Below are 14,852 nucleotides of genomic sequence, written 5' to 3' on the forward strand. Positions count from 1 at the left end.
AAATCACAGCAACACACCTCTATCTGATGCACAGACACCCAAATGTGGGAGCTGGCTTGCCCGCGAATGCGGTGGTTCAGTCAGCCCATGTGTCACTGGCACACCGCCTTCGCGAGCAAGCCAGCTCCCACCTTCGACCGAGTACAACCGACACCCACCTACCTGACGCACAGAGATCCAAATGTGGGAGCGGGCTTGCCCGCGAATGCGGTGGTTCAGTCAGCTCATGTGTCACTGGCAGGCCGCCTTCGCGAGCAAGCCCGCTCCCACAAGTTGACCGATTGAAGATGCCAGCACCTCACTGCTTGGCTTTTCTGTGGGAGCTGGCTTGCCTGCGATGCAGACAACTCGGTCCATCAGGCCCACCGGGTTGATGCCATCGCAGGCAAGCCAGCTCCCACATTTGATTGAGTTCAGCTTCAAGGATCAGGTTGGCTGTCAGGCCGCCTCGGCGGTGCTTTTGATCTAAACACAGGTCGGCTACCAGGCCGCCGTGCTCTGCTTTTGATCTCAGGCACACCGAAGCGTGAGCGAGGTGCCGAGTGTTGGGGCAAGAGCCCTTTGGTTACTTTGGGGCTTTTCCAGAGTGACCCGCCGTAAGGGCGGAACCTATCTCAGCCATCATCCAACCAACGGATATACCCCCAACCCTGAGCGATCAAAAAGCCTACCCCTTGGCCGGCCCATTCCCGATCTGCCACACAAACGGCGGCTCAGTCCCGTTAATCACCCAGTCCCCCACAATCCGCGCCTTGTAGATCACCGGATTATGCGACGACACCGTCCGCGCATTGCGCCAGTGGCGATCAAGCGCTTTACCCTGGCGCACATCCGACGCCCCCAGCGCATTGAACAACTCCGTGGTGGCCCGCTGCACCAGCGCCGACACCACCACCTGCGCCGTCGCCGATTCAATCTCGGCCGCCACATTCGCCTCCCGCTCGGCCACCTCATCCCCGGCAAACCGCGCCAGGTACGCCTGTTGCGCCGGCACCGCAGCCTTCAACGCACTGGCCTCGGCGGCATACACCAGCGCCGCCACTTCACCCACCACTTGTTGAACCTGCGCATCCTGGCTGACATGCGCGGCATTGCCGTGGCTGTAAATGCGTTTGCGACTGCGCACCTGATGAGCCACGTCGCTGAGTGCCGCACGACCAATCCCGGCCAGGCTCGCCAGCAACACCAGCTGATAAAACGCGGTCTGGTACTTGAACCGGGTGGCAAAGTCGATAACGTTTTCCGCGTCCACCACAGCATCGGTAAAACGGCTGGTGCCACTGCCCGTGGTGCGCTGGCCAAAGCCGTCCCAGTCATCGCTTTGCACCACGCCAGGTTGGCGCGTGCGGGTGGCGGCGATCACATCGGCGCCGGTATCACTGCGCTGGGCGTACACGTCGATCCAGTCGGAGAAAAGGCTGCCGGTGCTGTAGAACTTTTCACCGTTGAGTTTCCATTTATCGCCGTCGGGGCTCACCTGAGTGACCACCTCGCCGATGGCCACGTTGCCGATTTCGGTCCAGGCGCAGCCGACGATGTCGCCCTCGACAAAGCGCTTGAACCACAGGTCGCGGCCAGCGCTGGGTGGCGCATTCAGACGGTCCTCGGCGAAGGCGAAATGCCCGCGCAACGCCTGGGGCACATTCGAATCGGCGGCGGCCAGCTCGATCAGCAACTCGAACAACTGCGGCAGAGACGCGCCGCCGCCGCCGTATTCCACCGGCACCCGCACGGCGCCAAAGCCGGCCTGCTTGAGCCATTGGATCGGTTCATAGGGCAGGGCGCGGGTCTGTTCGCGCGCTACCGCACCTGCGGCAATGCGCTGGAAGATCGGCCGAAAACGCGCGGCCAGCGTGGGGTAATCGACACCCGTGGACAGCGGGTTGATGACGTGTTGTTCGCTCATGGGGGGGCAGCTCCTTGGCAGTATCAGTCCTTGGGTGATTGCACAGTTCGTGCCGATGGCTGCAGCCCGTGTTTGCAGGGGATGAAAGCCATCCACTGTTGCTCCGGCAACAGCGGATCGACAAATCGGTGTAATCCATGACATTGACAGCTCAGCCCTGTGAGATGGGGATTTTTACCGCGACGCCCATGGCCAGGGCATTTGCACCGGCCTGGCACGCTTGCTGCTCTAGCCCTGGAACATCCCTTCGTGCGAGGTACTGCCAGATGAGTCAGCAAGCCGTGAAATTTGCCTATTGGGTGCCCAACGTCAGCGGTGGGTTGGTGGTCAGCAAGATCGAGCAACGCACCCATTGGGGCATCGACTACAACCGCAAACTGGCGCAGTTGGCCGAAGCGGCCGGTTTTGAATACGGCCTCACGCAAATTCGCTTCACCGCCGGCTACGGCGCGGAAAACCAGCATGAATCCGTAGCCTTCAGCCATGCGCTGTTGGCGGCGACCACCACGCTCAAGGTGATCGCGGCCATCTTGCCCGGCCCGTGGCAACCTGCCTTGGCGGCCAAGCAACTGGCGACGATCGACCAACTGACCAATGGCCGCATCGCGGTGAACATCGTCAGTGGCTGGTTCAAGGGCGAGTTCCAGGCCATCGGCGAACCCTGGCTGGAGCACGATGAGCGTTACCGCCGTTCCGAGGAGTTTATCCGCGCGTTGAAAGGCATCTGGACCCAGGACGACTTCACCTTCAAGGGCGACTTCTACCGCTTCAACAATTACACCCTCAAGCCCAAGCCCCTGGGCCAACCGGAAGTGTTCCAGGGCGGCAGCTCGCGCGCGGCGCGGGACATGGCGGCGCGCGTGTCGGACTGGTATTTCACCAACGGCAACACCCCGCAAGGCATCAAGGCTCAGGTCGATGACATTCGCGCCAAGGCGGCGGCGAATAACCATTCGGTCAAAGTCGGCGTAAACGCCTTTGTGATCGCCCGCGACACCGAAGAAGAAGCCCGCGCCGTTCTTGCCGAGATCATCGACAAGGCCGACCCGGAGGCGGTGAATGCCTTTGGTGACGCGGCCAAGCAGGCCGGCAAAGCCTCACCGGAAGGCGAGGGCAACTGGGCCAAATCCAGTTTCGAAGACCTGGTGCAGTACAACGACGGCTTCAAGACCAACCTGATCGGCACACCGCAGCAGATTGCCGAGCGCATCGTCGCGCTCAAGGCCGTGGGCGTGGACCTGGTGCTGGCGGGCTTCCTGCACTTCCAGGAGGAAGTCGAATACTTCGGCAAACGCGTGTTGCCGCTGGTACGTGAGCTGGAAGCCAAGGCCGGGATCAAGCAAGTGGCTTGAACAGCACCACCGCCGCGCGCAACTTGTTGTTGCCAAAGCGGCACATGCGTTCGAACTCCCCGTGGCTGACCGGCAAGTGCTGGCAGTCCAGGGGCTGGCGGTGCTGGCTGTGGTCCACATCCGGGTCGTGCAGGTAGACAAAGTCGTCGTCGCAATCGGTGACCATCACCCAGTGTGGCGACTTGGAGCGGGTGAGGCGGTAGCTGCTGATCAACACCAGCGGCTGCCCGCCATCGCGCAGTACCTGCGGCAAATCCAACGCGCCGCCGAACACCTGCTCGACGTCGCTGCCGGCCAGTTCTTCTTCAAATGCTTCGTGCACCAGGCGCATGACGTCCTTTTTATGCTGGTCGCGCACGCCGTCCAGAAACAGCGGGCCGCGCACATTCACCTGCATGCGTACGCGAAAGCCCCGACGCCACGCCGCCAGGGCCAGGCCTTGCGGGCTGCAGCCGCCGTGACCGGCGGTCATGAACACCGTGGTCGCTTCACGCCAGATTTGCAGCTCTTCGCGCCGGCCGGCCACGCGCGTCGGCACCAGTGCGCCCATGGCCATCAGCAGGCACGCGGCGCCACAGGTGAAGTCGGTGGTTTGCTGGTAATACGGCACGTTTTGCGGGCGCGCGTCCTGGTGCTGGACGATGCGTTTTTCCAGGCGCAGGGCCGGTGCATGGTCTTCGTAATAGTCATTGATCAGCGCGAAGCGCCGGTAGCCATTGCGCTCGTACAGGGCGAGGGCGCCGGGGTTGTCGGTGCGCACTTCCAGGCGCAGGTAGGCGCAATCATGCGCCACGGCGCAGGCTTCGATGCGCGAAAGCAATTGCTTGCCCAGACCCATGCCGCGTGCGTGTTCGGCGATGGCGATGGAGTACAGGCGCGCCAGTGAGGTGCCGCGATGGAACAGCACCAAGGCGTAACCGAGCAAAACGCCGTCATTTTCAGCGACGAGCAACTGGCCATGAGCGCGGCTGATCATCCACTGGAAACTGCGCGGCGAGAGCCGGTCGGTGGTGAAACAGTGCTGTTCCAGTGCCACCAGTTCGGGCACGTCAGCGGGGGTTGCAACGCGAAAGGAAAGAGCCATATGACCGCCGTAAAAGTTGCGTAACGAAACGGGACTTCTCTAAAAGATCGTGCTTAATAGAAAAGGTCGAGTTCTCTAAAGCGGATCAAATATTATGTCGGCGGTACAAAGTCATTGGCGTGAAGTATCCGAGCAAACTGTCGCGGCGACAATAACTTCCACGGGTTATTTTTCTGCTCCCCTTAAAGGCTCCAGTCAGGTCGTGATTATTGTCGAACGCAAGGAAGATTGGGCCTCCTACTTTCCCAGCGAAGACATCGTCACCGCGCAGGAATACCTTGAGCAAACCCGCGAGAGCGAGACGGGCAAGCGCGTGCAGGTGATCAACCTGTGCCGCAGCTACAAATACCTGGGGCATGGTTATTACTGCTCGCTGTTGGCCGAGGCGCGCGGGCACAAGGTGATTCCGTCGGTGCGCACCATCAGTGAACTGACGAAAAAGTCGCTGTATGGCCTGTCGCTGGATGACCTGGATAAAACCCTCGATAAAGCCTTGAGTCATCATCTCTACAGCAATACCGAAGGCTTTACCCTGACACTTTACTTTGGTCGGACCAATATAGAGCCGTTGCAGGAGTTGGCCCGTCAGTTGTTTGAAACCTTCCCGTGCCCGATTCTGTTAGTTGAGTTTCGCAAGAACAACGGCTGGCACATCGAAGGGGTCAAATCCGGCGTGTTGCACAAGTTGCGTGATGACCAGGAAGACCAGTTTGCCCACGCCCTGGACAACTTCAGCCGCAAGATCTGGCGCCAACCGCGTTCACGCAGGCTGGCCCGTTACGACCTGGCCATCCTGCACGATCCGCAGGAGCAATTGCCGCCCTCCAATGCCCGCGCCCTGGAAAACTTCGTGCGGGTCGGCAAGGGCCTGGGCATCGATGTGGAACTGATCGAGCGCAAGGATTACTCGCGCCTCGCCGAGTACGACGCCTTGCTGATCCGCGAGACCACCAGCGTCGACAATCACACCTACCGCTTCGCCAAAAAGGCCGAGAGCGAAGGCCTGGTGGTGATGGATGACCCGGCGTCGATCCTGCGCTGCACCAACAAGGTGTACCTCACCGACCTGCTCAACAGCCACCAGCTGGGGATGCCCGCCACCGAGATTCTGTACAAGGAGCGACCGGAAGATTTCGAGCGGGTGGGCGAACGCCTGGGCTTCCCGCTGGTGTTGAAGATCCCCGACGGCTGTTTCTCGCGCGGTGTGATCAAGGTGGAAAGCCAGGAGGCCTTGCTCAAGGCCACCGCTGAGTTGTTCGAGCATTCGGTGCTGTTGCTGGCCCAGGAATTTTTCTACACCGAATACGACTGGCGCATCGGTGTACTCAACCGCAAGCCGATCTTTGCCTGCCAGTACTTCATGTCCAAGGGCCATTGGCAGATCTACAACCACAAGGCTATCGGCCAGGACATCAACGGCGAATGCCGCACCCTGGCGGTCCACGAAGCGCCCAAGGCGGTGGTGGAGCTGGCAGTGAAGACCGCCAACCTGATCGGCGACGGCCTTTACGGTGTTGACCTCAAGCAGTCCGGCGACAAGGTGGTGGTGATCGAGGTCAACGACAACCCCAACATGGACGCCGGTATCGAAGATGCCTACCTGCAAGACGACCTGTACGCGCTGGTGCTGGAGGAGTTCGTGCGGCGCCTGGAGTTGAAGCGCCAGGGCCAGGTGTGGTGACGCGCGATGATCCAGCGCTTTGAATTGACCGGTGGAAAGTTGTGCGGCGCGGGAAGTGATGATGCGCCGATCATGTTGTTCAACAACCCGGACCTGGCCGAACGTGAATGGCTGCGCGACCACCACAAGCTGGATGAACATGCGCTGGCCTCGGCCCTTGACCCGGATGAAGTGTCACGCATCGAATTTCACCCCGACAACCTGTTCCTGATCTGGAAGCGCCCGGAAAACTACTCCGGCGGCGGCAACCTGGTGTTTGAGGTGTCGTCGTGCGGCTTGTTGTTTTCGCAGGATCGCCTGCTGGTGATTGCCACCGATGAAACCCCGCTGTCGGGGCTCGGCGCGCGCCGGCCGCTGCACACGCCGTTGGATGTGTTGCTTGATTTGTTGCTCAACAACATCCACCACTACCTGGGCCACCTCAAGGTGATCAAGCTGGTTGCGCGGGAATTGCAGCAGCAGTTCAACGCGTCGATGAGCAACCATCACCTGATGCAGATGTTCAGCCTCAGCGAAAGCCTGATCTATTACATCAATGCGCTGCACAGCAACGGCGCGGTGCTGTCGCGGCTGCGTAATCACGCTGAAAAAGAGCATTTCAGTGCCGAGATCCTGGGGTTGATCGACGACCTGATCATCGAAAACCACCAGTGCTACAAGCAGGCGGAGATCTATTCCAATGTGTTTTCCGGATTGATCGACGCGCGTGGCAACCTGATGAACAACAGCATGAACAACCTGCTGCGCAAGTTGACCCTGATTAACGTGGTGTTCCTGCCGCTTAACCTGATTGCCAGTGTGGGTGGCATGTCGGAATTCAGCATGATGACGGCAGGTACGCCGTGGTGGGTGTCGTACCCGCTGCTGATGGCCGCGATGGCGTTGGGGGCCGGCTTGATGGTGCTTGGGCTCAAGCGAATCGCGGGTGGGGCAAGTGTGGTGTGATGGGAGTGCCTAGCCGTTGCTGCGGTAAGGCCCGCTTGGTTCTACGCTGGGGGCCTGCATTCCACAGCGCATCACCCTGATGTCATCCGATCCAAAAATGTGGGAGCGGGCTTGCTCGCGAAGGCAGTGTGTCAGCTACACATGAGTTGACTGGCCCACCGCATTCGCGGGCAAGCCCGCTCCCACAATTTGACCGAGTTCACCTACCAGCACCGCGGTGCTTTGCTTTTCTGTGGGAGCAGGCCGAGTACACACGACCCCCATCTACCTGATGCACAGAGATCCAACTGTGGGAGCGGGCTTGCCCGCGAAGGCGGTGGTTCAGTCAGCTCATGTGGCACTGGCACACCGCTTTCGCGAGCAATCCAGCTCCCACATTAGAGTGGGTTCAGCTTCCAAAATCAGGCCGCCTCGGCTTTGCTTGTGATCTAACCACTCAACTGCCGTCACCCCAAAAATGGGCATGCCCCAGCACCAGCCGTCACACTCACATCTACACGCCTCAATCCGTTACCTGCAAGGTAAGCACCTCAAACCCGTTGGCCGTCACCGCCACGGTATGCTCCCACTGCGCCGACAGGCTGTTGTCCTTGGTCACCACCGTCCAGCCATCTTTCAAGTCGCGTACCTTGGCGCTGCCCTGGTTCAGCATCGGCTCGATGGTAAACACCATGCCTTCACGCAGTTCCAGGCCGGTGCCGGGGCGGCCGAAGTGGAGGATTTGCGGTTCTTCATGCATCTGGCGGCCGATGCCGTGGCCGCAGTATTCGCGCACCACGCTGTAGCCGTTGGCCTGCGCATGGCTCTGGATCGCATGGCCGATATCACCCAGGCGCGCGCCGGGCCTGACTTGGCGAATGCCGGCCCACATGGCTTCAAAGGTCTGTTCCACCAGGCGCCGCGCCTTGGGCGCCACGGTGCCGATCATGTACATCTTGCTGGCGTCAGCGATAAAGCCGCCTTTTTCCAGGGTGATGTCGATGTTGACGATGTCGCCGTCCTTGAGAATATCCTTGGAGCTGGGCATGCCATGGCACACCACCTCGTTGATCGAGGTGTTGATGCAGAAGGGATAGTCATATTGCCCCAGGCTTGCCGGGCGGGCTTTGAGGTCGTTACGAATGAACGCCTCGACGGCGCTGTCCAGCTCCAGGGTGGAGCGGCCGGCGGCGACAAAGCCGTCAAGCATGTCGAAAACCTGGGCCAGCAGGCGTCCGGATTCACGCATCACTGCCAGTTGGGCGGCGGTCTTGATCATCAGCTGCGCCCCCGGATCAGGTCGGGCTTGTCCAGCAACAGTTTGTTGATCAGCTCGTTGTAGGGCAGGTGCGGGTTGAGTTCGGCGAGCAGGCCGATCTTGATCCAGAACTCGGCCTGGGCGTTGATGGAGCGGTCCATGGCAGCGCTGGCCAGGCGAAGTTGTTCGTGCAATTGGTCGGTGATCTTGACGATGCCCATGACATTCACTGTGTAGAATTGATATACAAAGCGTATACGTTTCGTATGCTGGCCGTAAACCCCTGCCGGATAATGGGTAGTTGGGCATTGACGTGGCCGGTGAGTGGCGGTTAATTTCGTGACATGACATTTCAAGCCTTCCGCAGCCAGCCAAGCATTATTACCGCCATTCCTCATATGGCGGGATAGCACACGGCTGTACCCAAACCCGCCCTGGAGGCGGGTTTTGTTTTTCCGTCTCAGGGCCCTGTAAAAAAGCCAGGAGACCCCCCATGAGCATGTGCCCCGTCCCCCACACCGCTGATACGGCATTGCTTGAACACTATGTGAAAAAGATTCTCGCCGCCCCGGTATATGACCTGGCAGTGCGCACGCCCTTGCAAGCGGCACCGGCACTCTCGGCATTGCTGGGCAATCAGGTGTTGCTCAAGCGCGAAGACTTGCAGCCGACTTTTTCTTTCAAAATCCGCGGGGCGTACAACAAATTGGTGCAGCTCACGCAGGCGCAGAAGGCGCGGGGCGTGGTGACGGCGTCGGCGGGCAACCACGCCCAAGGTGTAGCGCTGGCGGCGCGCGAATTGGGGATCAAGGCAAGCATTGTGATGCCGTGCACCACGCCTGAGCTGAAGGTGCTCGGCGTTCGCTCCCGAGGCGCCGAGGCGGTGCTGCACGGCGAGAGTTTCCCGTTTGCCCTGGCGCATGCCCTGCAATTGGCTGAGACCTCGGGTTGCACCTTTGTCTCGCCGTTCGATGACCCGGACGTGATCGCCGGCCAGGGCACCGTGGCGATGGAAATTCTGCGCCAGCAACAGGGCGCGCTGGACGCGATCTTCGTGCCGGTGGGCGGCGGCGGTTTGATCGCCGGGATCGCGGCGTACGTCAAATACCTGCGGCCCCAGGTGCGCATCGTCGGTGTCGAGCCTGAGGGGTCCAGCTGCCTGTTGGCGGCGCTGCGCGCGGGCGAGCGCGTGGTGTTGCCCAGCGTGGACGGGTTCGCCGACGGCACGGCCGTGGCGCAGATCGGCGCTTATGGTTTTGAAATCTGCCGCGACTGGGTGGATGAAGTCATCACTGTCAGCAACGATCAGCTGTGCAGCGCGATCAAGTTGATCTATGACGATACGCGCTCCATCACCGAGCCATCCGGCGCACTGGCGGTAGCGGGCATCCGCAAGTACGTGGCGCAAAACGCGCTGTGTGGGCAAACCTTGGTGGCGGTGAATTCCGGGGCAAATATCAACTTTGATAGTTTGCGACATGTTGCAGAAAGAGTCGCAGCGCAGGGTTCAAATTAGTGCATAACCGTTTAATCAACGCTGTTCGCCGAGAATTTGTACGCAGTTCCAAGACTTATATAACCGCGCGTGCCGCTTATGAGGAAAAGTTACAACGAGAATGGATTTAGCCGAGTACGCTGGTGATTGTAAGCGTCTTCCAGGGTCGGTAAGACGTGGCAGACACGCATCTGCCGGACATAACAATCTGTTGGCAGTCTCATGAAAGGAGAGGTTGGCCATGCTTTCGGAATTAGAACTTCGCAGTATTATTGAAGGAAGTTTCCTGCCTAAACGGTGCGAATGCACCAAAGCCGAAGATGCTTCGTTGACGATCAAAGTCTACGACGACCGTGACCGCGACCGAGTGGATTTGGAAGTAAAAGGTATAAACGCTGACAAACTCGACAGCAGTCGAGCCATTTGCAACCTGATCAGCGGGTTGCGTGAAGACCTCAAGCACACCCATTCGCCCGCTCTGCAAAGAGTGGGAGGGCGCGGCTAGTAATCAGGCGTTGTGCGAGGTTGAGTCACTGGGGAACTGCGGGCCTGGTAGAAGCCAGGCCCAATACGGTTCTGTCGCCAGTGTAAGGAATCAATTCTGGAAATCGCAGGCTTCGGACATTTTCCGGTAGCCGACGTCTTCGACTTTGCCCGCGGTGTCGACAAACTTGATATCGGCGTTGATGACTTTGCAAACGTTGGTGTCGGTTTCATGCATCGCAATCACCGTTTTAACGTTCATGGGCATGCCGTACTGGTAGGGCACCGGTTTGGTCGCTGTGGCCTGGGTGTCTGCCTGGGCCAAGCCCGAGACGGTTGCCAGCGCCAATGCGCCGCCAAGCATCAAAGTGCGCAGTTTCATGGTAGTTCTCCGCAAGTGGGTACACCTTCACTCTCGGCTCGCGGGATTAACCATCGATTAATTTTGCCTTGGCTGACAAAACCTTCATCTTTACCAACGCACGCGGTGTTGGCCGACAAACAGCCCAACCCGTTGCATGTGCCCGTCGCGGTCAGCAGGCTTTGCTCGCCCTGACGCTGACTGCAAGCAACGAAAATACGTGGCCTGCAGTCATGGGCAATCAGCCCAGCTGAGCGCGGTACGGCAAGTCCGGCCCGGTCTTGCTGCACGTCAGGGCGGCGGCGCGAATGGCGAAGTCGAGCATGCTGTCGATCTGCTCACGCGACAGCTGTTGCAAGCCCTCTACCGAATCAAGCTGCTGCTCGGTGAGCCAGGCAATCAACGCCGCCTGGAAGGTGTCACCGGCACCCACGGTGTCGGCCATCCCCACCTTGACCGCCGGTGCAGACCAACTGCCGTGCTGGCGACTGAACACCGTTGCGCCGTCGCCGCCTCGGGTCAGAAACACCAGTTGGCAACGGTGCTGCAACCAGCCTTGCAGCACGCTTTCCGGTGACTGGTCGGGGTAGAGCAGGTGCAAGTCTTCGTCGCTGACTTTGATCAGGTCGGCATGCTTGACCAACTCGCTCACGCGATCACGCCACAGTTGGATATCCGGCTGCGGGTTGAGCCGCACGTTGGGGTCCAGGCTGATCAGGCGTTTGCCGCTTTCGCGCTTGACCAGGTTCAGCAGCGTGTCGCCGATGGGTTGCACCACCAGCGAAAACGAACCGATGTGCAGCCCGCGAATTTCATGGCCCAGCGTGGGCAAGTGCACCACCCGCAGCTGGCGGTCGGCGCAGCCTTCGCCGCGAAAGCTGTATTGCGGTGAGCCATTGGCGCCCACAGCCACCATCGCCAGCGTGGTCGGCGCGGGAAATTCCACCAGAAATTGCTCACTCACACCCTCGTCCTTGAGCACTTGCAGCAAGCGCTGGCCGAGAAAATCATTGGACAACCCGCCGAACAACGCAGAGTCGATGCCCAGACGGCGCAAGCCCACGGCCACGTTGAACGGCGAGCCGCCGGCAATCGCCTTGTAATTGACCTTGGACGCCTGACCGCTGGCATCCTCCTCGCTGAAAAAATCAAACAGCGCTTCGCCACACACCAGATACATAGTCGTTCGCTCTTAAAGGGTTGCCACGAGTTGTTGATAGCGCTCGTAAGCGTGTTGGTAGGCACTGACACTGGCCGCCACCGGCAGCGTGCGGCTGGTCGGGTCGACGCTGACGCATTTGTCGCACAAGCTGGCCAGGGACTCGCCGGACTGGCTCCACGCCGCCTGGATCGCCGCGCCCAGGGCGGCGGCTTCGCTTTGTTCGGTGCAGACGACTTCGGTGTTCATGATATCGGCGACCATCTGGCGCCACACCGGGCTTTTTGAACCGCCGCCGATCAGGCGGATGCGCAGGCTTTGCAGGCCGGTCTGGCGCAGCAGGTCCAGGCCATAACGCAGCCCAAAGGTGGTGCCCTCGACCACCGCACGGCAGAGGTTGGCGCGCGTCAGGTTGGTCATGGTCAAGCCGTGCACGCTGCCGGTGGCGTGGGGCAGGGCGGGCACACGTTCGCCGTTGAGAAAGGGCAGCATGCTGACGCCGTCGGCGCCAATCGGTGCCTGGGCGACCAAGGCGTTGAAGGCGGCCAGGTCGAGGTCGAACAATTCGCGTATCACGCCGGTGGCGTTGGTCAGGTTCATCGTGCAAATCAACGGCAGCCAGCCGCCGCTGGAGGAGCAGAAGGTTGCCACCGACGCTTGTGGGCTCACAGTCGGCTGATCGGCAAATGCATACACGGTGCCCGACGAACCCAGGCTCATGGTGATCACGCCGGGCGCGATGTTGCCGGTGCCGATGGCGCCCATCATGTTGTCGCCGCCGCCGCTGGAGACGCGGGCGTTGGGGTTGATGCCCAGGCGTTCGGCGATGGCGGGCAGGATCGTGCCCACGCTTTGATTCGCCTCGATCAGTTCAGGCAGGGCAGCTTGCAGGCGGCCGCTGGGGTCGATGTGCTGAAGCAGCGCCACGTCCCATTCGCGCGTGCGCACGTTGAAATAGCCGGTGCCCGACGCATCGCCGAATTCCGCGACGGCGCGGCCGGTGAGCCAGAAGTTGAGGTAATCGTGGGGTAGCAAGATATGCGCGATGCGTGCGAACACGTCCGGGTGCTGCTCGCGGGTCCACAGCAGTTTGGACACGGTGTAACCCGGTGCAATCGCCACGCCGAGGCGTTCCAGGGAGCCGCTTTCGCCACCCAGGTGTTGCAGCAGGCGGTCGTTTTCCGGCGCGGTTTCGGTGTCGCACCAGAGTTTGGCCGGGCGCAGCACCTGACCCTGGTCATCCAGCAGCACCAGGCCGTGCTGCTGGCCGGAAACGCCGATGCCGAGGATGTCCTGGCCGTCCACGCCGGCCTGCTGCAAGGCGCGGTGCGTGGCTTCGGTAAAGGCGTCCAGCCATTCCTGGGTATGTTGTTCGCGCCGGCCATTGGCGCCGCTGATCAGCGTGTGCGCAGCGGCGCCCAGGCCCAATACCTTGCCGCTTGTTGCGTCGAGGACGATGGCCTTGGTGCCTTGGGTGCCGCAGTCGATGCCAAGGTAAAGGTTTTGCTGGGTCATGGTGGAGTGCTCAGCAGTGTTATTGGAGTGTGAATGCAGTCAATGTGGGAGCTGGCTTGCCTGCGATGGCGGTCTATCAGCCACATCATGGCTGGCTGACCCACTGCTATCGCTGGCAAGCCAGCTCCCACAGTTTTTAAGCCGGTTTCTTCAGGAGGGTTTGCAGGGTTTCGGTAACGCCCTTGTCGCGCAGGCTTGCATAGCACCGCTCAAACGCTGCCACAAACTCCGCCGAGTTGGGAATAGCCGTACCAAAAATCTCTTCCACCCCCAGCAGCCGCTTGCTGATCAGGGCATCTTCCGCCACCAGCCCCTGGCAAAACTCCGCGCGGGGATCCGGGATCCGGTAGATCACGCCATTCTCATCCACACCCTTCAAATACAACGCCCATGCGGCCACCACCAGCGCCGCGCGCTCGGTCTCACGCCCGTCGGCAATCAAGCGATTGATGGTCGGCACGGTGAACTTGGGAAACTTCGACGACCCGTCCGAACACACCCGCTCCAACTGGTCGGCAATCGCCTGATTGGAGAAGCGATCCACCAGGGTCTGCTTGTACTCGGTCAGGTCGATGCCCGGCACCGGCGCCAGGTTTGGCGTAACGTCCAGGTCCATATAGGCGCGCATGTAAGCCACAAACACCGGGTCGTTCATGGTCTCGTGCACAAACCGGTAACCCTTGAGAAAACCCAGGTAAGTCAGGGCCAGGTGGCTGCCGTTGAGCAGGCCGATCTTCATTTCTTCGTAGGGCGTGACGTCATCGGTGAACTGTACGCCGACCTTTTCCCAGGCCGGGCGTCCATTGACGAACTTGTCTTCCAGCACCCACTGCACAAAGGGTTCGCACACCACCGGCCAGGCATCGTCGATGCCATGGTCGTCATGCAGCTGCAAACGGTGGGCGGTGCTGGTCATCGGCGTGATGCGGTCGACCATGGCATTCGGGAAGCTCACGTTGGCCTTGATCCACGCGTGCAGCTCGGCGTTGTGCAGGGCGGCGAAGGCCAGCAGCGCTTTGCGTGTGACGGCGCCGTTGTGCGGCAGGTTATCGCAGGACATCACCGTAAACGCCGGCACACCGGCCGCGCGACGTTGAGTAAGCGCCGCGCAGATAAAGCCGAACACGGTTTTCGGCGATTTGGGGTGCGCCAGGTCATGCTGGATCTGCGGCAGGTGGGCCATGAACTCGCCGTTGCTGTCGTCGATGCAGTAGCCGCCTTCGGTGATGGTCAACGAAACGATGCGAATCTGCGGGTCGGCCAGCTTGTCGATCAACGCCTGGGCGCCGTCTTCGGCCAGCAGCATGTCGCTGATCGAGCCGATCACGCGCACTTCGGTGTCGTCGGTATCGCCCAGTTCATACAGGGTGAACAGGTAATCCTGGCCAGCCAGGTCATCGCGGGCCTTGCGGTCTTCGGCGCGCAGGCCGACCCCGCAGATGCTCCAGTCGAGGCCCTCGCCTGTGTTCATCAATGCATCGGTGTAATACGCCTGGTGCGCGCGGTGGAAACCGCCGACGCCGATATGCGCGATGCCCTGCGTGGTGCTGGCAATCGCATAGGCCGGGATCTTCACGTGCGGCGCCAGTTGGGTCAGGTTCTGTTTATTCAGTTTCATCACAAATCTCGCGAAA

Annotated in this window: 12 protein-coding genes and 1 pseudogene; 5 read left to right on the forward strand and 8 right to left on the reverse strand. The window is 60.7% G+C overall.

Annotated features, from left to right (window positions below):
• Nucleotides 1–667: 667 nt before the first annotated feature.
• A complete protein-coding gene (locus ABWL43_RS12975; RefSeq protein WP_145165671.1) occupies nucleotides 668–1,906 on the reverse strand; it encodes an acyl-CoA dehydrogenase family protein in 1,239 nt (412 codons plus the stop codon).
• 266 nt (nucleotides 1,907–2,172) lie between these two features.
• Here ABWL43_RS12975 and sfnG point away from each other — a divergent pair, with 266 nt between their 5' ends.
• Nucleotides 2,173–3,258, forward strand: coding sequence for a dimethylsulfone monooxygenase SfnG (sfnG, locus tag ABWL43_RS12980; RefSeq protein ID WP_242197192.1), 1,086 nt, complete (start codon nucleotides 2,173–2,175; stop codon nucleotides 3,256–3,258).
• Here the strand turns inward: sfnG and ABWL43_RS12985 are convergent.
• Nucleotides 3,242–4,342 carry a GNAT family N-acetyltransferase/peptidase C39 family protein gene (locus tag ABWL43_RS12985; protein ID WP_145165669.1) on the reverse strand — a complete coding sequence of 367 codons (1,101 nt, stop codon included), beginning with the start codon at nucleotides 4,340–4,342 and terminating at the stop codon, nucleotides 3,242–3,244. The two genes, sfnG and ABWL43_RS12985, sit on opposite strands and share 17 nt — an antisense overlap.
• Before the next feature lie 94 nt (nucleotides 4,343–4,436).
• Between ABWL43_RS12985 and ABWL43_RS12990 the strand changes: the two genes are divergently transcribed.
• Entirely contained in the window at nucleotides 4,437–6,023 is a 1,587-nt protein-coding gene (locus tag ABWL43_RS12990; protein WP_404488026.1) for a RimK family protein, read from the forward strand.
• Nucleotides 6,024–6,029: 6 nt separating this feature from the next.
• Nucleotides 6,030–6,968 (forward strand): magnesium transporter CorA family protein, encoded by a 939-nt coding sequence (locus tag ABWL43_RS12995; protein WP_169366562.1) that lies wholly within the window; start codon nucleotides 6,030–6,032, stop codon nucleotides 6,966–6,968.
• A 502-nt stretch (nucleotides 6,969–7,470) separates the two neighbouring features.
• Here ABWL43_RS12995 and map read toward each other — a convergent pair.
• Nucleotides 7,471–8,226 (reverse strand): type I methionyl aminopeptidase, encoded by a 756-nt coding sequence (map, locus tag ABWL43_RS13000; protein ID WP_404488028.1) that lies wholly within the window; start codon nucleotides 8,224–8,226, stop codon nucleotides 7,471–7,473.
• Nucleotides 8,226–8,426 (reverse strand): ParD-like family protein, encoded by a 201-nt coding sequence (locus tag ABWL43_RS13005; protein ID WP_003190946.1) that lies wholly within the window; start codon nucleotides 8,424–8,426, stop codon nucleotides 8,226–8,228. The genes map and ABWL43_RS13005 overlap by 1 nt, the downstream gene beginning before the upstream one ends.
• A 278-nt stretch (nucleotides 8,427–8,704) precedes the next feature.
• Between ABWL43_RS13005 and ilvA the strand changes: the two are divergent.
• Both ilvA and ABWL43_RS13015 read left to right on the forward strand, forming a co-directional pair.
• A pseudogene (gene ilvA / locus ABWL43_RS13010) lies at nucleotides 8,705–9,697 on the forward strand (threonine ammonia-lyase, biosynthetic); the annotation flags it as partial.
• A gap of 244 nt (nucleotides 9,698–9,941) precedes the next feature.
• Entirely contained in the window at nucleotides 9,942–10,205 is a 264-nt protein-coding gene (locus ABWL43_RS13015) for a DUF1652 domain-containing protein (protein ID WP_145165664.1), read from the forward strand.
• A gap of 90 nt (nucleotides 10,206–10,295) precedes the next feature.
• Here ABWL43_RS13015 and ABWL43_RS13020 read toward each other — a convergent pair whose 3' ends face one another.
• From ABWL43_RS13020 to ABWL43_RS13035, 4 genes are all read right to left on the reverse strand, one after another.
• Nucleotides 10,296–10,565 carry a DUF2790 domain-containing protein gene (locus tag ABWL43_RS13020; RefSeq protein WP_145165663.1) on the reverse strand — a complete coding sequence of 90 codons (270 nt, stop codon included), beginning with the start codon at nucleotides 10,563–10,565 and terminating at the stop codon, nucleotides 10,296–10,298.
• Between the two features lie 220 nt (nucleotides 10,566–10,785).
• On the reverse strand, nucleotides 10,786–11,724 hold the full coding sequence (locus ABWL43_RS13025; protein ID WP_404488031.1) for a carbohydrate kinase: 939 nt from the start codon (nucleotides 11,722–11,724) through the stop codon (nucleotides 10,786–10,788).
• 12 nt (nucleotides 11,725–11,736) lie between these two features.
• A complete protein-coding gene (gene xylB / locus ABWL43_RS13030; RefSeq protein WP_404488032.1) occupies nucleotides 11,737–13,218 on the reverse strand; it encodes a xylulokinase in 1,482 nt (493 codons plus the stop codon).
• A 136-nt stretch (nucleotides 13,219–13,354) separates the two neighbouring features.
• Entirely contained in the window at nucleotides 13,355–14,836 is a 1,482-nt protein-coding gene (locus tag ABWL43_RS13035) for a mannitol dehydrogenase family protein (RefSeq protein WP_404488033.1), read from the reverse strand.
• Between the last annotated feature and the right edge of the window lie 16 nt (nucleotides 14,837–14,852).

This window comes from Pseudomonas sp. HT11, from assembly GCF_044875395.1.
Classification (GTDB): domain Bacteria; phylum Pseudomonadota; class Gammaproteobacteria; order Pseudomonadales; family Pseudomonadaceae; genus Aquipseudomonas.